A 23,857-nucleotide genomic window follows, 5' to 3' on the forward strand; every position below is an offset into this window, starting at 1 on the left:
AGAACACAGCCAGGTATTCCGTATGAACGCGCTTCGTATCTTCTACGCCTCGATCGTCGCTGCAGCTTTGATCCTTGCCGTTTCGGTCGGTTATGTGATCAGCCAGACGAGCGGATCTGAGACATCGCCCGCAGCGAGCGAGCAAGGTGCACTTTCCGAGGACAGCACCGGCGCGACGCAAAAGCTGGTGCGCGACTACCTGGTCTCCAATCCGGAGGTCATCGAAGAGGCGCTCATGGCTTTGCAGAACAAGCGCGTCGAGGAAGCCCGGAGCCAGCAGAGCGAAATGATCACGCGCATGCAGGACCAGCTGTTCAATTCCAAGAACCAGGTCGTGCTCGGCAATCCCGACGGTGCGGTCACGCTCGTGGAGTTCTTCGACTACAATTGCGGCTATTGCCGCCGCGCCTATCCCGACATGATGGCGCTGATCGACAACAATCCCGACCTCAAGATGGTGTTGAAGGAGTTTCCGATCCTCTCCGACGGCTCAGTGCAAGCGGCCAGGATCGCGGTTGCCGTCGACGCCGTCGCTCCGGAACATTATAGTGATTTTCATCGGGAAATGATGACGCGCGGCGGCCAGGCGGACCGTGCCAAGGCGCTGGAAGTCGTGCGCGATCTCAATCTCGATGTCGCTGAAATCGAGGCCAAGGCCGGCGAGTCCTCAGTCGACGAGAATCTGACCGAGGTGCAGTCGCTCGCACGGGCTCTCGATATTTCGGGCACTCCGTCCTACATCATCGCCGATGAGGCCGTGCCCGGCGCGGTCGGCTTCGATCAATTGCAGCAAAAGGTTTCCGCTGCACGCAAATGCGGTGGCAACACGCTCAGCTGCTGAGCCGACGGCACAGACAAAAACGCGGCGTGATGTCAGAGTGCGAGTTTGAACAAAGGGTAGCGGCCGTATGAAGAAGTTTTTCCTGCAGATTTTCACCTGGTGGCACGACGCGACCCTCAACACGCGCTTCTTCACATGGCGCAAAGGCATCTTTGTCGGCGAGGACGATTCCGGAAACCGCTATTATCGGCACCGCAAGAACAATTCTCGCTGGGTGCTTTACAACGGCGATCCGGAGGCCTCCCGTGTGCCGCCGGGGTGGTATGGCTGGCTGCATTACCGCACGGACATTCCGCCGACGGACGAGAGCTATACGCCCCCGCCCTGGGAGAAACCGCATCGGCCGAATATGACCGGCACTGCCGGCGCCTATCATCCGCCGGGCTCCCTCACGACGCCGGAAACGCGCCCCAACGTCACCGGCGATTACGAGCCGTGGACGCCCTGATCCTGCCGCACAAAGGGTGTCTTTGCACAGCACCCCTGAGCCCAGTGCCACTGGGCACAGCGCCGCTGGCGCAAGCGAAGCTCTTCGGATCGCGTTCCCTTTGAACGGATATCTTTTATGACGCGGATTTTTCTCGCCGCTTTTGCGATCGCCATGTCGATCCATGCTGCCGCGGCAGAGCCCATCAAGAATCCCGTGGCCGTGTTTCGCGGCCTCGACAAAATCACCGGTCGGATCATCACCTTCGATGTGCGGATCGACGAGACCGTGCAATTCGGTGCGTTGCAGGTGACGCCGCGGGTGTGCAATACGCGCCCGCCGACCGAGCCGGAGCAGACGACCGCGTTCGTCGAGATCGACGAGATCACGCTCTCCAACGAAGTGCAGCGCATCTTTACCGGTTGGATGTTCGCCTCAAGTCCGGGTCTGCACGCTGTCGAGCATCCGGTCTACGACGTGTGGCTCGTCAATTGTAAGGCAAGCGTCGACGAGATGAGCGAAGAGCCGCGTGGGCCCGATGCCTTGCCCGAGCTTGCGCCCGACAGCGATCAGGGAACTGAGGAAGAAGCCCCGCCGGAAGATTAACCCCGACCGGCCGGGCCGCCCTCGTCTTCCGTCTCTGACGCGGAACTTTGACCCATTTTGTCGAGGCGATCGAAGTCGGCCTCCACTTGCACAGCCTCTTCCAGCATCTCCTGATAGCGCGCACGCGACACCGACACGGCGCCGAAGGTTTCGAGATGCGAAGTGGTGAACTGGGTATCCAGGAGCACGTAGCCTCCGGCGCGCAAGCGCTCCACCAGGGCAACGAGCGCCACCTTGGAAGCATCGCGTTCGTCTGAGAACATGCTCTCGCCGAAGAAGGCACCGCCGAGGGACAGGCCATAGAGGCCCCCAACCAGCCTTCCCTCCTGCCACGTCTCAACCGTATGCACATAGCCGCGCCTGAAGAGCGCGCCGAAGAGACGGCGGATCTCGCCGTTGATCCATGTCGAACGGCGCCCCGGACGGCGTCTGGCGCATCCGCCGATCACCGCGTCGAAATCAGTGTCGACGCGGATCTCGAAAAGCCCGGAGCGCATGGTACGTTTTAGCCGACGCGGCACATGGAACGTCTCGAGCGGCAGGATGCCCCGCTCGTGCGGCTCGACCCAAAACAGGTTCGGGTCGTCGGCCGAATCGGCCATCGGAAAGATGCCGCAGGCATAGGCCTTGAGCAGAATATCGGGCGTAATGGCGAATGCGTCTTCGCCGCACATCGGCTCAGGCGATCAGCTTGTCGCGCGAACGCGTATCGGCCAAAAACTTCTCGAGCCAGCGAATATCGTAGGCGCCATTGGCGATATCGGCGTTCGCAACGAGATCACGGAAAAGCGGCAGTGTCGTCTCGATACCATCGACAACGAATTCGTCGAGGGCGCGGCGCAGACGCATCATGCATTCCACACGCGTGCGCCCGTAGACGATCAGCTTGCCGATCAGGCTGTCGTAATGCGGCGGCACACGATAGCCCTGATAGACGGCCGAATCGACGCGAACGCCGAGACCGCCCGGCGGGTGATAATAGCTGATGCGGCCCGGAGAGGGCGAAAACGTCTCCGGGTTCTCCGCATTGATCCGGCATTCGATGGCGTGGCCCCTGATGACCACGTCTTCCTGACGCACAGAGAGAGGCGAGCCGGCGGCGACGCGAAGCTGTTCGACGACGAGATCGATGCCCGTCACCGCCTCCGTCACCGGATGCTCCACCTGCAGGCGGGTATTCATTTCGATGAAATAGAACTCGCCGTTCTCGTAGAGGAATTCGACGGTGCCGGCGCCGCGGTAGCCGAGATTGGCCATGGCATTGGCGACGGTCTCGCCGATGCGGCTGCGCTCTTCCTCGTTGAGGGCAGGAGACGGCGCCTCTTCCCAGACCTTCTGGTGACGGCGCTGCAGCGAACAATCGCGCTCGCCGAGATGGATCGCTGTCCCCTCGCCGTCGCCCATGACCTGCACTTCGATGTGGCGCGGATTGGCGAGGTATTTTTCCACATACATGGAATCGTCGCCAAAGGCCGCCATCGCTTCGGCTTTGGCGGTTGCCAGGGCCGACGCCACTTCATCGGGGCCGTTGGCCACCTTCATGCCGCGGCCACCACCACCGGCTGCTGCCTTCAAAAGGACGGGGTAGCCGACTTCGGCAGCGATCCGGCAGGCTTCGGCGGCATCTGTGATCGCGCCCTTGGAGCCCGGGACGACGGGAATCCCGAGCGCCATCGCCGTTTCCTTGGCCTGCACCTTGTCGCCCATCAGGCGGATATGTTCGGCCGTCGGGCCGATGAAGGTGATCCCGTGGGCGGCGAGAATATCGGCAAAGCGCGCATTTTCCGACAGGAAGCCATAACCCGGATGCACGGCGTCTGCGCCGGTGATCTCGCAGGCGGAGACGATCGTCGGAATATTGAGATAACTCTGGGAAGCCGACGGAGGACCGATACACACGCTCTCGTCAGCGAGACGCACATGCATCGCGTCCGCATCGGCGGTCGAGTGCACAGCCACGGTCTGCACGCCCAGCTCCTTGCAGGCACGCAGGATCCTGAGTGCGATTTCCCCGCGATTGGCAATCAGAACCTTGGAAAACATCGGCCCGCCTGTTCGTCTCATTCGATGATCAACAGGGGCTCGCCGTATTCCACCGGCTGGCCATCCTCGACGAGGACGGCGCTGACGCGTCCGGAATGCGGAGCCGCGACTTCGTTCATGTGCTTCATCGCTTCCACGATGAGGACCGTCTGGCCTTCGCGCACCGTATCGCCGATTTCGACGAAAGGCCGCGCGCCTGGCGCAGGAGCGCGGTAGACCGTGCCCACCATCGGCGAAGGAACGCAACCCGGATGCCGGCTCGGATCGTCCATCGCCTCCGGAGCATCCGCCGCCCCGCGTGCGGATGGCGCAGCTTCCGCCGGCACTGAGACGGCATAATTCGCCGCCGGCGCCGGCCCCAGATTGCGCGCCACACGGATGCGCAAATCCTCGTTCTCGATTTCGATCTCGGAAAGCTCAGTTTCCTTCAGGAGCTCGGCAAGCTCACGCACCAGCTCCTTGTCGATCGCACGCTTCTTTTCAGCCATGCCTATGTCTCAAGCCTCCCGGCCTCGTTCATCTCGATCAGCGCCTCAGCTGCCAGCCAGTAGGACTGCGCGCCGAAGCCGCAGACCACGCCCTGCGCCACCGGCGCGATATAAGAATGGTGTCTGAACGCTTCGCGCGCGAAGACGTTCGACAAATGCACTTCAATGACGGGCGCAGCGATGGAACGAACCGCATCGGCGAGCGCCACGGAAGTGTGGGTGTAGGCGCCAGCATTCAGCACCACACCCTTCGCGCCATCCGCCGCATGGACGAACTCGACAAGTTCGCCTTCATGGTTGGTCTGACGAAAAATCAAATCGTACCCCCGCTCCTGAAGGCGGTCGCGCAACATCGCTTCGATATCGGCAAGCGTAGCCATCCCATAGATCGACGGTTCCCGGACACCGAGGCGGTTGAGATTTGGACCGTTGAGGATATGGAGGACGGGCGCCATGCAGCCATTAAGGAGGTGGGCAATTGGGCGTGTTTTAGACGTTTTGACGAGCGGGTCAAACGAACGCGGCAGGTTTCCCGCAACCATTTCGCCGCGGCAGCCATAATAGAGGCCAGGTTCCCACCAACTTCTTCACCATGTTGTCACTTTCCTATCTCTGGCAGGATGCCGCCTTGCGGTTTGCCAACCTCACCTCCCCGGAGCGGGGCTATCAGCGGATATCCGACATCGCGTACGGCGTGGGACCGCGCCATAAGCTCGATCTCTACAAGAGCGAATCACCACGCGAGAACACGCCGCTGGTTGTGTTTTTCTATGGCGGCGGATGGGACAGCGGCAAAAAGGGGGATTACCGATTCATCGCCCAGGCGCTCACCTCGCTCGGCTGCGACGTCGCCATCCCCGATTACCGCCTCTATCCGGACGTGCACTTTCCGCAGTTCGTCGAAGACGCGGCGAAGGCCGTCGCCTTTCTCGCCGCGGGCAAGGCCGACGGGCGCCGCCGCCCGGCTTTTCTTGCCGGGCATTCGGCTGGCGCCCAGATCGCCTTCCTTCTGACGCTCGACCAACGCTACCTTGCGAAAGCCGGAAGTTCGGTGGAGACGGCGGTGCAAGGCGCCATCGGCCTTGCCGGACCCTACGACTTCCTGCCGCTGGAAGATGAACGCTACAAACGCGTCTTTCCCTTGGAAACGCGCGCGGCAAGCCAGCCCATTGCCTTCGTGGAGGGCCCGACGCCGCCAATCTTTCTCGCCACCGGGAGCGCTGACCGGACCGTCGATCCGGCCAATTCAGAACGCCTGGCCCGAAAGCTGCGCAGCTTCGGCAACGAGAACGTTACGCACGTCACCTATCCGAAGATCGGCCATGCGGAGCTGATTGGAACTCTGCTGCCATTGCTGCAGCGCCGCGCGTCTCTGCTTGCCGATATAGAAGGTTTCATCGCCGCGTATTCGCAGCCGCCGATGTTCTCTCAGGAGCCCCAAGAGCCTGCGCGAGCCATCATTCCAGCGACGTGAAGGTCGCGCACAAAGCGCGAAAAAGACATAACTTTTCGACAATTTGTACGTTTCGTCTCATTCCAGACACGACGCAAAAGAGCGATAATTCTGGGATTGAGTGATTCGTCCAGGCGAACGGCCCGACCGGTTTCTACCCCACGGCGAATAAGGTCGTTTGGGTGCGTCGCAGCAAAGGCGTTCACCTGTCCATTTCCTCGTCAATCTCGCCGAAAACAAGCTGAACAAAGCACGGGAAAGGCAGGCAGCCACAGTGTCCGCAACGAGAAGCGAGATGCAGCGCTATTCGCCGAAGGAGAGCGCTCGTGCCATCGCCGAGGCGGGTGCGCTCTTGATCTGGCGCGCAGCGCCCGACGGCACGCCTTTGGTGGCGCTCGCGGATGATCGCCAGACGCAGGTTCCCACGGGCCTGCCTTTCGTCTGCGTCGCACTGGTGCATCCCGAGGATCAGGAGCCCATGCGCGCGAAGTGGCATCGGTGCCTCACCGAGGCGTGTCCCTTCGACATGCATTATCGCCTGCGTCAGGCCGATGGCTCGTACCGTTGGACACGCGGGCGCGGCATCCCGCTCATGAGCGCCGACGGGAGCGTGCAGGAATGGGTCGGCACGGTCGGCGACATCCATGACCATGTCACGATGGAAGCCGCTCTCAGTCTGAGCGAAGAACGCCTGCGGCTCGCCCTGGAGAGCACCGGCCTCGGAATCTGGGAATATGATGTCGCGACAGGCGTCACCTGGCTGTCGGAAACCGCCGCGCAAATCTTGCGGCGCCCCGGCCTGCGCCTGAGCCGCAGGGAACGCCATGCCGTTCTCCATCCCGATGATCGCCCTGTCTTGATGGCTCTTTTCCGCGATGCGGTGGCACGGCGCAGCGAAGAGCGCTTCGAGACCGAGTTTCGCATCCGCAGGGGTGATCCGCCGGAAACGATCTGGGCCACATGTTCTGCCCGCCTCGTCTTTGGCGCAAACGGCGCTCTCTCACGCATCATCGGCACGCTTGGCGACATCACCGAAAGGCGCTGGCAACAGGAGACGCTCTTCCGACTGGCGCATTACGACCACCTCACGGGTCTCCCGAATCGGCGGCGTCTCGCGCAGCTCTTCGAAGAACATGGGGCACGCACGACGAGCGTCGGCTTTCTGATCGTCGACATCGACAATTTCAAAGATACCAACGATCGCTTCGGCCATGCGATCGGCGACGAGGTTTTGCGTGCCGTGGCGCGGCGCCTGCGCGATGTGATCCCGGACGAGGCCCCGATCGCCCGTCTCGGCAGCGACGAATTCGGCGCGCTTCTTCCCGGGATGGATCAGCGCGGCCAGGCGCTCGCCATTGCGCAACAGATCCACGAGGCATTCGCCTTCCCTTTCCCGGCCCCCGAACGCAGCGTGCATCTTTCGGCCGGCATCGGCATTGCTTTTGCGAAGGAGCGCAGCGAAGGCGTGGATGCACTTCTCGTTGAAGCCGATCTCGCCGTCGCAGAGGCAAAGCGCGTCGGTCCGGGCGAAACGGCGTTCTTCGCGCCCGCGCTGCGTGAGCGCCTGCATCAACGACAGCAGCTTTACGACGAATTCGAGCGAGCGCTCAACGAGGACGAGTTCGACCTCTTCTATCAGCCGCAGATCGCGCTGCAGGATGGAAACATCATCGGGGCCGAGGCGCTCCTGCGCTGGCGTCATCCCGAGCGGGGTCTGCTCGAGCCAAAGGACTTTCTGCCGATCCTCGCCCGCAGCCGCTGGGCGAGACCGACAGGAGATTGGGTGCTGCGACGGGCCTGTCTCGACGCGGCCAAACTCGCGGCCCAAGGCGCACCTCTGCGCGTCGCCGTCAATCTGTTCTCAGCCCAGCTGCAGAACGGAGCGCTCGACCGCACGATCGAGCGATGCCTGGCGGAAAGCGGCCTGCCGGCACATTTTCTGGAGATCGAGATCACCGAGCACGTGATCTTGTCCAACGACGAGGCGACCCTCGCTAAGCTCGACCGAATCACCGATCTCGGCTGCTCCCTCGCCTTCGACGATTATGGCACCGGCTATGCCTCCCTCTCCATGCTCACCCGCTATCCGGTGACGCGTCTCAAGATCGAACAAAGCTTCATCGCCCCCGTCTGCGTCGACAATACCCATGCGGCAATCGTCGAGGCGATCTTGTCGCTTGCCAAGAGCCTCGGCCTCGGCGTGACGGCAGAGGGCGTGGAGAATTCAGAGCAGGCACGATGGCTCAAAACGCATGGCTGTCCTGAAGGACAGGGGCGGCTCTTCGGCATGCCGATGCCGCTTCTCGATCTGCGCGGCTACGTGCTTGGCTGGCCGGGCCGGCACGGAGCCTAGAAAACCCTAGAAATCGCCTGCAAAGCCTTTGGTTGCTTGAGCGAATCGCTTCTGTGCGGGCAGCCGTCAACGGGAGCTGCATGCACTCTTTTCCCCACATATCTGCGCTTCCTCCACAACATCTCGATTCATCGCTTGTGATGCCCACAAGGGATTGACGAAGCGGCGCCGAAGCACATAGCTTCCGGACAACGACAGGCGCCCACGGCGTCGCTGTCATAAGTCAGCGTAAAATCACAGTTTTCGAGTGAGAGTCCGGGCCCGCGCTCGGCCCTTAGCTGTGCTTTGGTCAAACGAACCCCCTCGTCACAAAACCGCAATATATGGTGGATTTAGGGGTTTGTTTACACTATATATGGAGGATCGGTTTGTGACCCCGCCAACATCGGGGGCGAGCCATTCTCTGGGACAAATGCGGCAGTCCTTTCAAACGGACTCCAGACAAAGGGCGGTCAGCACGGCCGGCCCTTGGGATGAGGAGAGATTATGCGGATCGCGCGCCACTACACGCAGACGGGGCAGTCACCCTACGCGTCCATCGAATTTCGCACAGCCACCAGCGAGATCCGCAATCCGGACGGATCCGTCGTCTTCCGGCTGGAGAATTTCGAGGTGCCGGCGCAGTTCAGCCAGGTGGCGGCCGACATCCTGGCGCAGAAATATTTCCGCAAGGCGGGCGTTCCGGCGCGGCTGACGCGCGTCGAAGAGAATGCCGTCCCCTCCTTCCTGTGGCGCTCCATCGCCGATTCGGAGGCGCTTGCCGATCTTCCCGAGGAGGAGCGCACCGGTTCTGAGAGCGATGCGCGCCAGGTGTTCGACCGGCTCGCCGGTGCATGGGCCTATTGGGGCTGGAAGGGCGGCTATTTCGACGGCGAAGAGGATGCGGAAGCCTTCTTCGACGAGATGCGCTACATGCTTGCCACCCAGAAGGCGGCGCCGAACTCTCCGCAATGGTTCAATACGGGCCTCTTCTGGGCCTATGGCATCGATGGGCCGAGCCAGGGCCATTATTACGTCGACTTCCAGACCGGAAAACTCGTCAAATCGAAGAGCTCCTACGAGCATCCGCAGCCGCATGCCTGCTTCATCCAGTCGGTCGCCGACGACCTCGTCAACGAGGGCGGCATCATGGATCTGTGGGTGCGTGAGGCGCGGCTGTTCAAATACGGTTCCGGCACGGGCTCCAACTTTTCCAATCTGCGCGGCGAAGGCGAAAAGCTTTCGGGCGGCGGCAAATCGTCGGGCCTGATGAGCTTCCTCAAGATCGGCGACCGCGCGGCGGGCGCCATCAAGTCGGGCGGCACGACGCGGCGCGCCGCGAAGATGGTGATCGTCGACATCGACCATCCCGACATCGAGCAGTACATCGACTGGAAGGTGCGCGAAGAGCAGAAGGTGGCCGCCCTCGTCACCGGCTCGAAAATCGTCTCGCAGCACCTGAAGGCCGTGATGCGCGCCTGCGTGAATTGCGAAGGCCCGGGCGGCGATTGCTTCGAGCCCTCCAAGAACCCGGCCTTGAAGCGCGAAGTGCGCGCCGCCAAGAAGGCGCAGGTGCCGGAGGCCTATATCCGCCGCGTCATCCAGTTCGCGCGCCAGGGCTACACCGACATCGAATTCCCGACCTACAACACCGACTGGGATTCGGAGGCCTACCTCACGGTTTCAGGGCAGAACTCCAACAATTCCGTATCGATCCGCGACGACTTCCTGCGCGCGGTGGAATCCGACGGCACCTGGGATCTCATCAACCGCATCGACGGTAAGGTCGCCAAACGTGTGCGGGCACGCGAATTGTGGGACCAGATCGGCTTTGCCGCCTGGGCGTCCGCCGATCCCGGCCTCCATTTCAACTCGACGATGAACGACTGGCACACCTGCCCGGCCTCGGGGCGCATCAACGCCTCCAATCCGTGCTCGGAGTACATGTTCCTCGACGACACGGCGTGCAATCTCGCATCGCTCAACCTTCTGCAGTTCCTGAAGGCTGCCGATGAGAGCGGCCACCGCGCTTTCGACGTGGAGGCCTTCGAGCATGCCGTTCGTCTGTGGACGGTCGTGCTTGAGATCTCGGTCCTGATGGCACAATTCCCGTCGAAGGAGATCGCGCAGCTTTCCTACAAGTTCCGTACGCTCGGCCTCGGCTTCGCCAATATCGGCGGGCTCTTGATGAGCTCGGCCATTCCCTATGACAGCGAGGAAGGCCGCGCCATCTGCGGTGCGATCAGCGCCATCATGACGGGCACCGCCTATGCCACTTCGGCGGAAATGGCCGCCGAGCTCGGCGCCTTCCAGGGCTTTCCGCCGAACCGGGCGCATATGCTGCGCGTCATCCGCAACCATCGGCAGGCCGCGCATGGCGAGGCCGCAGGCTATGACGGGCTCAACACCAATCCGGTGCCGCTCGATCACGACCTCTGCCTCAGCCTCGGCGAGGACGGCAAGGCCTTGTCGGATCACGCAAAGGCGGCTTGGGACCGGGCGCTCGATCTCGGCGAGAAGCACGGCTATCGCAACGCCCAGGCGACGGTGTTGGCACCGACCGGCACGATCGGCCTCGTCATGGATTGCGACACGACTGGCATCGAGCCCGATTTCGCCCTCGTGAAATTCAAGAAGCTCGCCGGCGGCGGCTATTTCAAGATCATCAACCGCGCGGTGCCGGAAGCTCTGAAGCGGCTCGGCTATACGGCCGAACAGATGTCCGACATCGCCGATTATGCCGTCGGTCACGGCTCGCTCGACGATGCCCCCGGCGTGAACATTGCCGCCCTTCAGGAAAAGGGCCTGTCGGACGCAGCGATCGCCAAGGTGAAGGCAGCGCTTGCCTCCGCCTTCGACATCAAGTTCGTCTTCAACCGCTGGACGCTCGGCGACGAGGAGATGGCGTCTCTCGGCGTCTCCGCCGAAGCGATGGCCGATCCCGCTTTCGACGTTCTCGCCCATCTCGGCTTTTCCAAGAGCGAGATCGAGGCCGCCAACACCTTCTGCTGCGGGGCGATGACGCTTGAAGGCGCGCCGCACTTGAAGGACGAGCATCTGCCTGTCTTCGATTGCGCCAATGCCTGCGGACGGCTCGGCAAGCGCTATCTGTCGGTGGAAAGCCATATCCGCATGATGGCGGCGGCCCAGCCCTTCATCTCCGGCGCCATCTCCAAGACGATCAACATGCCGAACGATGCGGCCGTCGAGGATTGCAAGAACGCCTATATGCTGTCGTGGAAGCTCGGCCTCAAAGCCAATGCGCTCTACCGCGACGGCTCGAAGCTCTCGCAGCCTCTCAACTCCCAGCTTCTCTCCGACGACGAGGACGAGGCGGAGGATCTCGTGGAAGAGATCGCCGCCGCCAACACACCGCAGAAGGCGGCGATCGCAGCGGAAAAGATCGTGGAGCGGATCGTGGAGCGCGAAGTGCATGTGCGCGAGCGCGAAAAACTGCCGAACCGCCGCAAGGGCTATACCCAGAAAGCGATCATCGGCGGCCACAAGGTCTATCTCAGGACCGGCGAGTTCGACGACGGGCGCATCGGTGAAATCTTCATCGACATGCACAAGGAAGGCGCCGCCTTCCGCGCCATGATGAACAATTTCGCCATCGCCATTTCGCTCGGCCTGCAATACGGCGTGCCGCTTGAGGAATATGTCGACGCTTTCACCTTCACCCGCTTCGAACCGGCGGGCATGGTGACCGGCAACGAGGCGATCAAGAACGCCACCTCGATCCTCGACTATGTCTTCCGCGAGCTCGCCATCTCCTATCTCGGCCGCCACGATCTCGCGCATGTCTCCCCGGAGGATATCCGCTCCACCTCGATCGGACGTGGCGTGGAAGGCGACCGACCGGCGCCTGCCCCCGTCTCGCACGGGCTGGTGCGCGGCCAGACGAGCCGCTTCCGGGTGTTCGCCGGCAACGAGCCGAAAGGCTCCGCCGACACGGCTCCGGCAAAACCCGCAAGCTCCAACGTGACGGCGATCTCCTCCGGCCAGCCGATGGCCAAGGGCAACCTCGCCTTCAAGCGCGATCTCGCCCCGGAGGCGGAACAGCACGCTCATGTGGCACCGCTCGACATCAACGAGCCAGAGCCGGAGACGGCCGCAAGCCCCGACAAGGCGACACAAGTCGCGATGGCCCGCATGAAGGGCTATGAGGGCGAAGCCTGCACCGAATGCGGCAACTTCACCATGGTCCGCAACGGCACGTGCCTGAAATGCGACACGTGCGGCTCGACGAGTGGGTGTTCTTGAGGCGAGCCGCCGCAGACCGAGGCCAAAATAGAAATGCCTCTGATCGTAAAAATCGATTGCCCCCATTGCCACACGAAATCGTCCGGCTTTGAAGTGCATGGGGGTTTTCGCCGCTCGCGCGACGTTCACCGCACTCCGAATGGAGTACCCCAGTATCTTTACGATGATTGGTTTTTGCTTTCCTGTGGGCGATGCCTAAAATGCATAACAGCTCAGTATACTTTTCTTGACTCAAAAGAATTATCGCTAGAGAACACTTTAAAGCGGCACGGCTCCCTTGAGAGTCTTGGATACAGGTACGAAGCTCATTTTCCGACGGAGATACACCTCGAAGAGCCAGAGCATCTGCCCGAAAAAGTAGCATTACCGTTCAGGCAGGCCGTCTCAAATATATCCGCTCAGAATTGGGACGCCGCAGGCACGATGGCCCGAAAGGCCTTGGATGTTGCAACGCGTGATATTGCACGCACGCGCATTGAGGACGAGACGAAATCTAAAGATACCGTAAAGGCTTGGCTCAAGAAACGCATCCAGACTCTTAGGGAAGAAGGGCTTCTCACCCGCGATCTTTCAGACCTAGCCAGCATCCTCAAGGATGGCGGGGACGAGGCTGCCCACGACGATGAGCCCTACAATGCGGAGGACGCACGAAAGTTAATCGCTTACGCCCAAGCATTTCTGACTTATGCGTATACTGTTCCCGGCATGGTGAAAGAAGTCCGGGAGAGAGTGGAAGATTCACCGTCCCTCGATACTGGCAGCAGAATGACTGATTGAAGCCACGGAAAGCTATGACCATTTCGGCCACTGACGTCCGGTTCGACGACGCGCAAATGTGGGTGGCCCTTTCCGATGGCCGCATGATCGGCGTGCCGCTCGCCTGGTTCCCGCGGCTTCTGAATGCCTCTACCGAAGAGCGGCAGGAGGTCGAGATCTCGCCCTTTGGCCTCCACTGGGACGCACTCGACGAAGACATTTCCGTCGAAGGGCTTCTCGCCGGGCGCAGCGACCAGACGCGTCCACGCGGCAAGGCCGCCTGAGCGGTCGCTTCGGTTCGCGCCCTTTCAGGCTATCTTCCGACATGACGCGACATCCCGTGCATGCGGGCAAGCCGACCACCAACGGTCCCGCTCCCTCAAAAAAGTTGCGGCGCAGGCGGGCGGGAGCAGGCACGCCTGCGCCTGTCTCACGGCCGTCTACGCGGCGTTTCTGAGGTTCATGAGGTCGACGGCGTGGCGCGCGATCATGAACTCCTCGTTCGTCGGGATGATGTAGACCGGCAGTGAGCCGTCCGCGGCAATGGCCGTGTCGCCGCGTTCGTTTGCCTCCTCGTCGAGGGTGATGCCGAGAAAGCGGAGATAGGCGCACACGCGGCTGCGCACCGGGGCGGAATGCTCGCCGATGCCGGCGGTGAAGACGAGCGCGTCGAGCCCGCCCAACGCGCAGCTCAAACCACCGATCTCCTTGGCGACATGGTAGCAGAAGAGATCGACCGCCTCCTTTGCCTCCGGCCGGTCACTCTCCAGAAGCACCCGCATGTCGTTGGAAATGCCCGAGACGCCGAGAAGCCCGGATTCCTGATAAAGGAGATGTTCGAGCGCATCGGCGTCCATGCCCATCTCACGCATGAGATAAATCAGAATGCCGGGATCGAGGCTGCCGGAACGCGTCCCCATCGGCACGCCTTCCAGAGCCGAAAAACCCATCGTCGTATCGATGCTGCGTCCGTCTTTGAGGCCGCAGAGGCTCGAACCGTTGCCGAGATGGGCGACCACCACCCTGCCCTCGGCCACCTCAGGCACGGTTTCGCGCAGTCTTTGCGCGATGAACTCGTAGGAGAGGCCGTGAAAGCCGTAGCGCTGCACGCCCTTCTCGCTCAATTGACGCGGCAGGCCGTAAGTCTTCGCGACAAACGGCTGCGAATGGTGGAAGGCCGTGTCGAAGCAGGCGATTTGCGGCAGGCCATCGAAGCTCTCGGCCAGCACCCGGATCGCCGAAACGTTCTGCGGCTGATGCAAGGGCGCAAGCGGGATGAGGGATTCCAACTCATCGAGCACGCGGTTGGTCACGCGGACCGGATGATGGAAACCGGCACCGCCGTGGACGACACGATGCCCGGCTGCGAGCAGCGGCAGATCCGGCAGGCGGGCACGGATCCAGGCGATGAGATCGCGCAACAGAGGCGCGACGCCGCCCGTATCACGGGCCGCCCAGGATTCGCGGGCAAGCGAAACGCCATCGACATCCTTGACGGAGAACTCCGCCGCGGTGCCGATGCCGGTCACCTGGCCGGAGAAAAGGGGAGAAATGTCTTTCCCGGCATCTGCGACCTGAAAGACGGTGAACTTGATGCTGGAGGAGCCGCTGTTGAGAACCAGCAGCGCTCCATCGTGCGACAAGCGTGGGTCCATGTGGAAGATCCTTGGCGATTAATGAGGGTCGATGGCGTGGGGGGCACACGCGAGAGGTCGGCGGCGCAAATCAGGCGCGGGCCGCCGTCTGGTTGGCAAGAAGGGCCGCCAGGGCGCAGGAGGAGATGCGCGATTCCAGGCTGTCGGCGCGGCTCGTCAAAATGACCGGGACTGAGGTGCCGAGAACGATGCCCGCAACCTCCGCCCGGCCGAGGAAGGTGAGTTCCTTGACGAGCATGTTGCCGGCCGCGAGATCCGGGACGAGGAGGATATCAGGGCGTCCGGCGACTTCTGAGACGATGCCCTTGGTGCGTGCCGCATCGGCGGAGATGGCGTTGTCGAAGGCGAGCGGCCCGTCGATGATGCCGCCGCGGATCTGCCCGCGATCGGCCATCTTGCACAAAGCCGCCGCATCGACGGTGGAGGGAATCTTGGGGTTCACCGTCTCCACGGCGGAGAGCACGGCAAGGCGCGGGATCTCGATGCCGAGCGCACGGGCGAGATCGATGGCGTTTTGCGCAATGTGCAGCTTGTCTTCGAGCGCCGGTGCGATGTTGACCACGGCATCGGTGATCATCAGAGATTTCGGATAGGTCGGGGCGCGCATCATGAAGACGTGGCTGATGCGCTTTGCGGTGCGCAGCCCAACATCGCGCTTGACGACAGCGCCCATCAGCTCATCGGAATGGAGCGCGCCTTTCATCACGGCGCCAACCTCGCCCAGATGGGCAAGCTCGATACCCTTGGCGGCGGCGGCCTTGGCATTGGCCGCATCGACGATGCGCAGGCCGGCGATATCGATCTCATGGGTGAGCGCGAGCTTTTGGATCATCTCGCTCGGGCCGACCAGCACGGGGTCGATCAGACCTTCGCTTGCGCCGTCGGTGGCACTGCGCAAGGAGGTTTCGTCGCACGGAAAGATGACGGAGGTCGGCAGCGGCGGCAGATGCGCGCACAGCTCTTTCAGATGGGCAAGCTGCGAGCCCGCTTCGGAAATCTGCGAAAACACGGTCATTGGGGGATGATCCTGCGTCTAAAATGAAAAGAAGATCCCCGCGCGCCCCCCGCCCGGAAGTGTGGACGGGCGGGAGGCGTGGCTCCGACCTGATCGTGATTGGGAGTGAGCGGTCAGGCTGGAGAGGGGGAGCGAGAGCTCAGACTGAAAGGTCAGTCGCGGGCAACGCAGAGCGCCATGCCCATGCCGCCACCGATGCACAAAGTGGCGAGGCCTTTCTTGGCGTCGCGGCGCTGCATCTCGTAGAGAAGCGTCACCAGAATGCGCGCGCCGGAGGCGCCGATCGGATGGCCGAGCGCAATCGCGCCGCCATTGACGTTGACCTTGTCCGTATCGAAGCCGAGCTCCTTGTTGACGGCGATCGCCTGCGCGGCAAAGGCCTCGTTGGCTTCGATCAGATCGAGATCGGCGACCGACCAGCCGGCGCGTTCCAGCGCCTTCTGAGAGGCTGCGATCGGGCCTGTGCCCATCACCGCCGGATCGACGCCGGCGGTCGCCCAGGAGACGATGCGCGCCAGCGGGGTGACGCCACGCTTTTTGGCTTCCGCGCCGCTCATCAGAACCACGGCGGCCGCGCCGTCGTTGATGCCCGAGGCATTGCCGGCCGTGACCGTGCCGCCGTCGCGCTTGAAGGCCGGACGCAGCTTGGCGAGAGCTTCAGCCGTCGTCGAAGGTTTCGGATGCTCGTCGGTGTCGACGACGACCTCGCCCTTGCGGTCCTTGACCGTCACCGGAACGATCTCGTCGGCGAAACGGCCAGCCTCCAGCGCCGCGCCCGCCTTCTTCTGCGAGGCGAGCGCGAAAGCGTCCTGCTCTTCGCGGGTAATCCCGTACTTTTCGGCGACGTTTTCTGCCGTGACGCCCATGTGATAGTCGTTGAAGGCGTCCCACAGGCCGTCCTTGATCATGGTGTCGACCATTTCGGCCGAGCCCATTTTGACGCCGGTGCGAAGCCGCGCTGCATGCGGCGCCTGGCTCATGCTTTCCTGACCGCCGGCAACGATGATCTTCGCATCTTCGTTCTGCAGGGCCCGGTAGCCCATCGCGACGGCGCGCAGCCCGGAACCGCAAAGCTGGTTGATGCCATAGGCGGTGGATTCGACGCGCAGGCCTGCGGCAAGAGCGGCCTGCCGGGCGGGGTTCTGGCCGCCGGCAGCGGTCAGGATCTGGCCGAGAATGACTTCATCGACTTCTTCCGGCTTCACCTTGGCGCGTGCGAGGCTTTCGGTGATGGCGGCGGCGCCGAGTTCGTGGGCGGGAAGCTTCGACAGGGAGCCGTTGAAGGTGCCGACCGGGGTGCGTGCTGCGCCTGCGATGACGATCTCGTCGATCATTTTAATCTCCTAATTGAACTTGAGCGTTGCGCGAATTCGGGAGGGAGCGCCGATGAGACATTCGGGCGATCGCCGTCTTCGCGAGGGATCTGGGGGCCGGCCGTACCGGGATGGGCGCGGCCGGCAGGCTGGGATCACGGATTGGCCGCAGGAGCCAGGACCCACAGGAGGAACATCACGAGCGGGAAGGCAAAGATCAGCTGGGTGAAGCAGAAGCCGACCAGATCCTTGGCGCGGAGCCCGAGGACACCCAGAAGAGGCAGCATCCAGAAGGGGTTGATGAGGTTCGGCAGAGCTTCGGCCGCGTTATAGACCTCGATCGCCCAGCCCATATGGGCGTTCAGATCGGCCGCCGTCTGCAACACATAAGGCGCTTCGATGATCCACTTGCCGCCGCCCGAGGGGACGAGGAAGCCGAGGATCGAGGAATAGACGCCGATCACCACGGGGAAGATGCTGGTGTTGGCGATCGAGACGAAGAGATGCGAGATGTGGTGCGAGATGGTGACGCCGTCGGAGCCCGGAACCTGGGTGAGCAGGGCGGCGATCGCCGCATAGAACGGGAACTGGATGATGACGCCGGCCGTCGTCGGCACGGCCTTCGTGACGGCGGTCAGGAAGCTGCGGATGTTGCCATGCAGCAGGAGGCCGATCATCAGGAAGAAGAAGTTGTAGTTGTTGAGGTTGGAGATCGTCGCCAGCACGCCCTTGGTGCTGAATTCGACATAGGCATAGCCAGCTGCGAGGAGCACCACGAGCGCCGGCAGGATGAAGTTGAACTCCAGCCACTCACCCGGGCGCGCCTGCTTCTGCTCCTTGGTGTTGGCTTCCGTCACGTCGCAACCCATGTCCTCCGCCGTCTTGATCTGCGCGCCCTGCGGAGCGGAGAAATAGGCGATGGTGATGGCCATGGCGGCGATGATCAGAAGCATGACGATCGACTGCCAGAGAAAGATCGTCTGGCTGAGCGGGATGACACCGCTGATGTCGGAAATCGACTTCGGCAGGGAGGCCGGGTTCGCCTGCAGCATGGCCGCCGACGACGACAGGCCGAGCGCCCAGGTGGCACCGAGACCGAGATAGGCAGCGGCACCCGCTGCACGATAATCCACTTTGATGTCGGTGCGGCGCGCGATCGCGCGCACGAGGAGGCCGCCCAGAACCAGGCTCAGCGCCCAGTTGAGGTAGGATGCCGACATGGTGATGAAGGCGACCCAGGCGACCGCTCCGCGGCTTGAAGTCGGCACCGAGGCAAGACGCGCGATGAGACGCGTGCACGGCCCGGAGGTCGCGACCACGTAACCGGTGATGGCGACAAGGGCCATCTGCATGGTGAAGGGAATGAGCGTCCAGAAGCCCTTACCGAAAGCGTCGGCGATCTCGAGCGGCTGTGCGCCCGTGGCGAGATTGGCGACAACGACGACGACAAGAGCCAGCGCCACGAAGACGAAGGCGTCCGGGAACCACTTCTCCGAAATGGCGGTGAAGCGGTAGGCGAGACGAGCAAGGCCACGGCCGCCGGGCGCGTCGCCTTCTACGGGCGCCGGAGCGCTGGCGTAGGTGCTTGACATGAACTTTCCTCTCTGAGGATTGGAGGCCCTGCCCGTCCCCGCGCGCGGCCGCTCTCAGCCGCTCCAGAGGAGCGGTTGCAAAGGGGTTGGACGCGAGGAAGGGAGGCCGGTCGAGGGTAAGGGCGTGAGGCGGCCGTCAGGCGGCGAGCGCCATCTCTTTGAGATCGTCAGGCACGAGCAGCTCGGCCTCGGTGGCAGCCTTGACCTCGTCAAGGGAGACACCAGGAGCGAGTTCCTTGAGCACCAGACCGGCATCGCTCGGCTCGATGACCGCCATTTCCGTGACGATGAGATCGACCCGACGCACCGAGGTCAGCGGCAGATTGCACTTCTTGATGATCTTCGGCGAACCTTTGGCGGTATGGGTCATGGCCACGATCACCTTCTTGGCGCCGGTCACGAGATCCATCGCACCGCCCATTCCGGGGACCATCTTGCCGGGCACCATCCAGTTGGCGAGCTGACCACCCTCGTCGACCTGAAGGCCGCCGAGCACCGTGACGTCGAGATGTCCGCCGCGGATGAAGCCGAAGGAGGCGACGCTGTCGAAGGCCGCAGCACCGGGGATGAAGCTCGCCGGAGTGCCGCCGGCATCCGTCAGATCCTCAAAGGCAGCCGCCTTCTCCGGCAGGGCCTGCATGCCGATCAGACCGTTCTCGGACTGGAAGAAGACGCGCACGCCCTCCGGCAGATAATTCGTGACCAAGGTCGGCAAACCGATGCCGAGATTGACGAGATCGCCGTCGACCATTTCCTGAGCGACACGTTTGGCGATGAGCGTTTTGGCTTCCATTTATGCCTCCCAGGAAACGAGGTGATCGACGAGGACACCGACGGTTTCGACGTGGTCGGGGGGGATCATGCCCACCGGCACGACCTCACTCGCCTCGGCAATGACGGTCTCGCCCGCGAGTGCCATCGACGGATTGAAGTTCCGCGAGGTCAAAAGGTACTGAAGGTTGCCGAACATGTCGGAGCGCAGAGCGTGGATGAGGGCGAAATCGGCCTTCAGAGGCGTTTCGACCAGATAATCCTCACCTTCGATCTCGACCGTCTGCTTGCCCTCTGCGACGACCGTGCCCACACCCGTCGCCGTCAAGACGCCGCCGAGACCCGTGCCGCCGGCGCGGATACGCTCCGCGAGCGTGCCCTGCGGGACCAATTCAACTTCTATTTCGTTGGCGATCATCCGCTTTTGCGTTTCGGGGTTGAGCCCGATGTGAGAGGCGATCAAACGCTTCACCGCGCCGGCATCGATCAATTTGCCGATCCCGATCCCCGGGCGTGCCGTGTCGTTGGCGATGATCGTGAGATCCTTCTTGCCCTGACGGACCAGTTCATCGATCAGTCGATGCGGAGACCCGCCACCCATGAAACCGCCGATCATCACCGACGACCCGTCATCAATACTTTCGACAGCACATGAACAACTGCATAGCTTTGACATTTATTCTCCCTCATCTACGTCGTTTCCCATCGGCGCGATGGCTTGCGGGAGTTGTAATGCACAGACCGTGCCAGTTCTTATGAACCCTTATTTATCGCGGACTTAAGCATAACTCTGCGACAAAATAGCACTCTCAAGCTTGTGCAGGTATTTGCGCAATGCGCAAAATTTTTCACATGGACTTTACTTTTCACCGCGCAGATAAATCCGGCGTCACAAGAGCTTTTCCGTACACAGCGCGGAGAGCTTTCGCCTCTCACGAGGGTCGAAGGCGCCAATCATGTTCGAGTCGGGGATTCACAACAGAAAGCCGCCTGAGGCGGGCAGCGGCACTCGCCAGCACGACCTCACGGAGCGTCCGATGGGGCTGAGATGGCTGAGCCGGCGGGTTCTGCCGGAAAAGATGCGTCAGCGGCTGATGCTGACATCCTTCATCATGGTCGTGCTGCCGATCGTCATCCTCGGCGTCATCCTGCAATACGAGGGCCGCGAAGCGCTTCTGCAGGAAAAGCAGGACAAGCTGTTCTCATTGGCGCGCATCCTCGATGCGGAACTCGGGACGGGCTTCGATGCCCTTCTCGCCGATCTGCCGTCCGGCTGGCAGGACCGCCAGGCCGCTATCCAGCATCTCAATGCCAGGCTCGCCCCCATCACGGACAAGATCGCTGCGTCAGACCCCGGCGTCGGCGTCGGCTATTACTCGCGCCGGCTCGACGCCATCATCACGTACGGGCCGAGCGCCAGCTACGGGCACACGGTCGGCAAGGCGATCGCTCCCGACCATCCCGGCCGTTCGGTGATGCGCGCGGGCCAGCCCGATGTGGAGTTCGGCTCGCTCGTGCGCGGCTCGGTGATGAACGCGATGTGGCCGATTCGCCGCAACGGGAACGTCATCGGCTATATCTGGGCCAACGAATTCACCGACGCGATCGAGCGCCAGGAACAGACGGTCGATCGCACCGTTCTCGCCATCACCCTCGGCGGTATCCTGGTCGCCGGCATCGTCATTCATTTGATGTCGAAGCGGCTGTCGCACGAAGTCGACATGATCGTCGGCGGGCTCGCACGCCTCAAGGATGATCTCAGACAGCCGATCGCGCCCTTGCGCGGCGAGCTCGGCGAGATCGTCGATGCCGTCAACAACATGGCGATGGCACTTCTCGACGCGCGCACGCTCACGGAAAACATTCTCACCAGCATCGCCGACGGGGTCGTGGCGGTCGACGTCGACGGCCGGATCACCGCCTTCAACCCCGCCGCAGAACAGATGTACGACGTGCCGGCAACGGAGGTCATCGGCCAGTCCTACCGATCGCTCTTTGCCGATCACATGCATGTGGCGAGCGCCCTTCTCGACACGCTCGATACCGGGCGCCCGCATATCGGAGTGACGCTCGAAATCCCCCGCAAGGATTCCGTCTGGCGCCTGACGGCCACGTCGAGTGTTCTGCACGACGCGGAGAACCGACGCATCGGCGCCGTGGTCGTGCTAAAGGATGTGAGCGAACGCGATCGGCTCATGGTGCAGGTGATGCGCGCCGACCGTCTTGCCGCGCTCGGCGAGCTGACGGCCAGCATCGCGCACGAGATCCGCAACCCCCTCACCTCGATCCGCGGCTTCGTGCAATATCTCGCCGATTGCGACGATCCGGAGGAATGGCGGCGCTATTCGGCGATCATCATCCATGAGGTCGACGTCCTCAACGACACGATCGGCAAACTTCTGGCCTTCGGCCGCCTGAGACCCCCGAAGATCAGCAAGATCGACGTCGCCAATCTCATCGAAGACGTGAGCTTCCTCGCGAAGGGCCAGGGCAATGTGCAGATCGACCTCCAGTTCGAAAAGGATCTGCCGGACATCGAGGCCGATGCCGAAGCGCTGAAACAGGCTCTCCTCAATCTCCTCATCAACGCACTGCAGGCGATCACCAATGACGGCAGCGTGGTCGTCACGGCGGCCCGCGAAGGCCCCGCCGACATCGTCATCGAAGTGCGCGACGACGGCGTCGGCGTGGAGCCGCATCACGTCGGCAAAGTCTTCGACCCGTTCTTTTCCACCAAACCCAGTGGGACGGGACTCGGCCTCGCCATGGTCCACCGCATCATCGATGCGCACCACGGCGTGATCAGCTTCGACAGTCGGCCAGGTCACGGGACCGTTGTTCGGATTCGCATTCCGATTGTCGCTCCGGTATCAGAAAAAACAGAATGACCAATTCCACACCCGTCGCCCTCGTCGTCGACGACGACCAGGCCATCTGCCACATGCTCAAGGCGGTCCTCCAGAAGGAGGGCCTCGAGGTCGTCGTGGCCAAAGACGGGCTGGAGGGCGTGGAGACCTTCCGGCGCCAACATGCGGATGTGGTGCTGCTCGACATCCGCATGCCGCGAATGAACGGTCTCGATGCGCTGAAAGCCATCGTCGAGATCGACCGCACCGCGCAGATCGTGCTGATGACGGCCTTCGCCGAGATCGGCACCGCCGTGCAGGCAATGAAGGACGGCGCCTTCGATTATGTCCTGAAACCCTTCGATCTCGACGAGATTCGCATGCTGGTGCGCCGGATCCTGGAGATCCGGGCGATGCGCCGCGACATCGCCTCGCTGCGCCGCGAATTGTCGGAGCGCTACGGCGCGGAAGGCATTTTGACCAACAATCCGCGCATGATCGAGCAGCGGCAGACGATCGCCAAGGTGGCGCGCAGCAATGCGACCGTGCTCATCCAGGGCGAAAGCGGCACCGGCAAGGAGCTCGTCGCCGCCGCCATCCATTACGGCAGCGCCCGCGCCGCGCATCCCTTCGTCAAGGTGAATTGCGCCGCGATCCCGGAAGGGCTGCACGAAAGCGAATTCTTCGGCCACGAGAAGGGCTCCTTTACGGGCGCCGCCAGCCGGCATCGCGGCCGCTTCGAGCAGGCCGAACACGGCACGCTCTTCCTCGATGAGATCGGCGAGATTTCTCCTGGACTGCAGGCGAAGCTGTTGCGGGTTCTGCAGGAGCACGAATTCGAGCGCGTCGGCGGCGGCACGCCGATCAAGGCCGATGTGCGCATCGTGGCGGCCACCAACCGCAACCTTCAGGAGATGGTGCGGGATGGAACGTTCAGGCAGGACCTCTATTTCCGCCTCAACGTCGTCACGCTCGAGACCATCCCGCTGCGCGACCGCCCGGAGGATGTGCGGCTCCTCTCAGAGCATTTTCTGGAGCGCTTCTGCGCGGAAAACAACTTTGTCATCCGCGGCTTCGACACCTCGGCTATGGACTGCCTGCTCGCTTGGCCGTGGCCCGGCAATGTGCGCGAGCTCGCCAATGCCATCGAACATGCCGTCGTGATGTGCACGACCAATGTCATCACGGTTGAAGACCTCCCCGCCTCCATCACCGGAGCGAGCGAGGGGCTTGCCGACACCGGCAACCTCGATGCGACGATGCGCAAGGGCTCTCTGCGCGAGCTCGTCAACGAGTTCGAAAGCCAGGTCATCCGCAATGCGCTGACGCGCAACTCGGGCAACCGCAGCCATACCGCCGTCGAGCTCGGCATCAGCCGGCGCACGCTCCTCTACAAGCTGCAGGAATACGGCCTCGCTTCGGTTTCGGGAGACGCCGAAGGCTGAGGCCATCGCCG

General features: G+C 62.6%; 19 protein-coding genes and 1 pseudogene. 10 read left to right on the plus strand and 10 right to left on the minus strand.

The genetic code is table 11. The features are described 5' to 3' along the window. Positions 1 to 22: 22 nt before the first annotated feature. From J2R99_RS02735 to J2R99_RS02745, 3 genes and pseudogenes are all read left to right on the plus strand, one after another. Positions 23 to 841, plus strand: coding sequence for a DsbA family protein (locus J2R99_RS02735; protein ID WP_307152959.1), 819 nt, complete (start codon positions 23 to 25; stop codon positions 839 to 841). 67 nt (positions 842 to 908) lie between these two features. After that, entirely contained in the window at positions 909 to 1,289 is a 381-nt protein-coding gene (locus J2R99_RS02740) for an NADH:ubiquinone oxidoreductase subunit NDUFA12 (protein ID WP_307152960.1), read from the plus strand. Positions 1,290 to 1,406: 117 nt separating this feature from the next. Further along, positions 1,407 to 1,773: pseudogene (locus J2R99_RS02745) on the plus strand (DUF2155 domain-containing protein); the annotation flags it as partial. Between the two features lie 97 nt (positions 1,774 to 1,870). Here J2R99_RS02745 and aat read toward each other — a convergent pair. Genes aat through aroQ form a run of 4 tightly spaced genes read right to left on the minus strand, consistent with a single transcriptional unit; the run spans position 1,871 to position 4,860 of the window. Next, the gene (gene aat / locus J2R99_RS02750; protein WP_307152962.1) at positions 1,871 to 2,548 is read right to left on the minus strand and encodes a leucyl/phenylalanyl-tRNA--protein transferase; all 678 of its coding nucleotides are present in this window, start codon (positions 2,546 to 2,548) and stop codon (positions 1,871 to 1,873) included. Positions 2,549 to 2,552: 4 nt separating this feature from the next. Beyond that, positions 2,553 to 3,917, minus strand: coding sequence for an acetyl-CoA carboxylase biotin carboxylase subunit (accC, locus tag J2R99_RS02755; RefSeq protein WP_307152963.1), 1,365 nt, complete (start codon positions 3,915 to 3,917; stop codon positions 2,553 to 2,555). Positions 3,918 to 3,934: 17 nt separating this feature from the next. Further along, complete coding sequence (gene accB, locus J2R99_RS02760) at positions 3,935 to 4,405, minus strand: acetyl-CoA carboxylase biotin carboxyl carrier protein (protein WP_307152964.1); 471 nt, start codon at positions 4,403 to 4,405, stop codon at positions 3,935 to 3,937. A gap of 2 nt (positions 4,406 to 4,407) precedes the next feature. After that, positions 4,408 to 4,860, minus strand: a complete 453-nt coding sequence (gene aroQ / locus J2R99_RS02765; protein ID WP_128292463.1) for a type II 3-dehydroquinate dehydratase — start codon at positions 4,858 to 4,860, stop codon at positions 4,408 to 4,410. A 173-nt stretch (positions 4,861 to 5,033) separates the two neighbouring features. Between aroQ and J2R99_RS02770 the strand changes: the two genes are divergently transcribed. From J2R99_RS02770 to J2R99_RS02790, 5 genes are all read left to right on the plus strand, one after another. Further along, entirely contained in the window at positions 5,034 to 5,879 is an 846-nt protein-coding gene (locus tag J2R99_RS02770) for an alpha/beta hydrolase (protein WP_307152965.1), read from the plus strand. A 274-nt stretch (positions 5,880 to 6,153) separates the two neighbouring features. Beyond that, the gene (locus J2R99_RS02775; protein ID WP_307152966.1) at positions 6,154 to 8,211 is read left to right on the plus strand and encodes a putative bifunctional diguanylate cyclase/phosphodiesterase; all 2,058 of its coding nucleotides are present in this window, start codon (positions 6,154 to 6,156) and stop codon (positions 8,209 to 8,211) included. A 486-nt stretch (positions 8,212 to 8,697) separates the two neighbouring features. Continuing rightward, on the plus strand, positions 8,698 to 12,453 hold the full coding sequence (locus J2R99_RS02780) for a vitamin B12-dependent ribonucleotide reductase (RefSeq protein ID WP_307152967.1): 3,756 nt from the start codon (positions 8,698 to 8,700) through the stop codon (positions 12,451 to 12,453). A gap of 33 nt (positions 12,454 to 12,486) precedes the next feature. Then, complete coding sequence (locus J2R99_RS02785) at positions 12,487 to 13,230, plus strand: DUF4145 domain-containing protein (RefSeq protein ID WP_307152968.1); 744 nt, start codon at positions 12,487 to 12,489, stop codon at positions 13,228 to 13,230. Positions 13,231 to 13,244: 14 nt separating this feature from the next. Then, positions 13,245 to 13,493, plus strand: a complete 249-nt coding sequence (locus J2R99_RS02790; protein WP_307152969.1) for a DUF2442 domain-containing protein — start codon at positions 13,245 to 13,247, stop codon at positions 13,491 to 13,493. Positions 13,494 to 13,649: 156 nt separating this feature from the next. On the opposite strand, the gene J2R99_RS02795 is transcribed toward J2R99_RS02790, so the two are convergent. The 6 genes from J2R99_RS02795 to J2R99_RS02820 form a co-directional block, all read right to left on the minus strand. After that, positions 13,650 to 14,864, minus strand: a complete 1,215-nt coding sequence (locus tag J2R99_RS02795) for an acetate/propionate family kinase (RefSeq protein WP_307152970.1) — start codon at positions 14,862 to 14,864, stop codon at positions 13,650 to 13,652. 70 nt (positions 14,865 to 14,934) lie between these two features. Then, the gene (locus tag J2R99_RS02800) at positions 14,935 to 15,879 is read right to left on the minus strand and encodes a bifunctional enoyl-CoA hydratase/phosphate acetyltransferase (RefSeq protein WP_307152971.1); all 945 of its coding nucleotides are present in this window, start codon (positions 15,877 to 15,879) and stop codon (positions 14,935 to 14,937) included. A 152-nt stretch (positions 15,880 to 16,031) separates the two neighbouring features. After that, entirely contained in the window at positions 16,032 to 17,213 is a 1,182-nt protein-coding gene (locus J2R99_RS02805) for an acetyl-CoA C-acetyltransferase (RefSeq protein ID WP_307152972.1), read from the minus strand. Between the two features lie 134 nt (positions 17,214 to 17,347). Further along, positions 17,348 to 18,784 carry a short-chain fatty acid transporter gene (locus J2R99_RS02810; RefSeq protein ID WP_307152973.1) on the minus strand — a complete coding sequence of 479 codons (1,437 nt, stop codon included), beginning with the start codon at positions 18,782 to 18,784 and terminating at the stop codon, positions 17,348 to 17,350. Between the two features lie 136 nt (positions 18,785 to 18,920). Next, positions 18,921 to 19,577 carry a 3-oxoacid CoA-transferase subunit B gene (locus tag J2R99_RS02815; RefSeq protein ID WP_092809241.1) on the minus strand — a complete coding sequence of 219 codons (657 nt, stop codon included), beginning with the start codon at positions 19,575 to 19,577 and terminating at the stop codon, positions 18,921 to 18,923. Next, positions 19,578 to 20,231 carry a CoA transferase subunit A gene (locus tag J2R99_RS02820; protein ID WP_307152974.1) on the minus strand — a complete coding sequence of 218 codons (654 nt, stop codon included), beginning with the start codon at positions 20,229 to 20,231 and terminating at the stop codon, positions 19,578 to 19,580. 280 nt (positions 20,232 to 20,511) lie between these two features. Here J2R99_RS02820 and atoS point away from each other — a divergent pair, with 280 nt between their 5' ends. Together atoS and J2R99_RS02830 are read left to right on the plus strand one after the other, a co-directional pair. Next, positions 20,512 to 22,443 (plus strand): two-component system sensor histidine kinase AtoS, encoded by a 1,932-nt coding sequence (atoS, locus tag J2R99_RS02825; RefSeq protein WP_307152975.1) that lies wholly within the window; start codon positions 20,512 to 20,514, stop codon positions 22,441 to 22,443. Further along, positions 22,440 to 23,846, plus strand: a complete 1,407-nt coding sequence (locus J2R99_RS02830; protein ID WP_307152976.1) for a sigma 54-interacting transcriptional regulator — start codon at positions 22,440 to 22,442, stop codon at positions 23,844 to 23,846. Before atoS ends, J2R99_RS02830 begins: the two co-directional genes overlap by 4 nt. The last annotated feature ends 11 nt before the right edge of the window (positions 23,847 to 23,857 follow it).

It is taken from the genome of Rhodopseudomonas julia, from assembly GCF_030813515.1.
Classification (GTDB): Bacteria; Pseudomonadota; Alphaproteobacteria; order Rhizobiales; family Afifellaceae; genus Afifella; species Afifella julia.